The following is a 386-nucleotide window of genomic DNA, read 5'->3' on the forward strand; positions in this document are numbered from 1 at the left end:
GCTTCCAACCTTACACGATCCCACTTTTCGCCAAGAAGTAGAGGAAGTTTTCGATGGCTCCAACGACCCTTGCCAGAACTTCCAACTTCGAATGGTTATCGCAATCAGCATGCAGAAATTAAGCACAGACTACGCAGGTCTCGCGGACAGCTATTACCTCGCTGCACTGCCCTTCTTAGAACCGTCCCTGAAGCGAATGGACGTGAGGGCGCTGCAGTGTCTTGCACTAATTGCCCAGTATTCTATGCTGACACCTACGAGGACAGCTGCATATTGGGTCGTTGGGATGGCGGTCAAACTTTGTCAAGATTTAGGGCTGACTGAAGAGTCCACCATCACCAAGTCGCCTACTGGCGAGACTTTGAATTGTTTAGAAATAGATATGC

1 protein-coding gene is annotated in these 386 nt (G+C 49.5%); it reads left to right on the top strand.

Translation table 11 applies throughout. The features are described 5' to 3' along the window. Nucleotides 1–91: 91 nt before the first annotated feature. Nucleotides 92–386, top strand: a 295-nt coding sequence (locus JS756_RS39185) for a fungal specific transcription factor domain-containing protein (RefSeq protein WP_240204889.1), incomplete at its 3' end; no start/stop codon positions are given.

Origin of the sequence: Streptomyces actuosus (assembly GCF_016921115.1) — a bacterium.
In the GTDB taxonomy this organism is placed as follows: domain Bacteria; phylum Actinomycetota; class Actinomycetes; order Streptomycetales; family Streptomycetaceae; genus Streptomyces; species Streptomyces actuosus_A.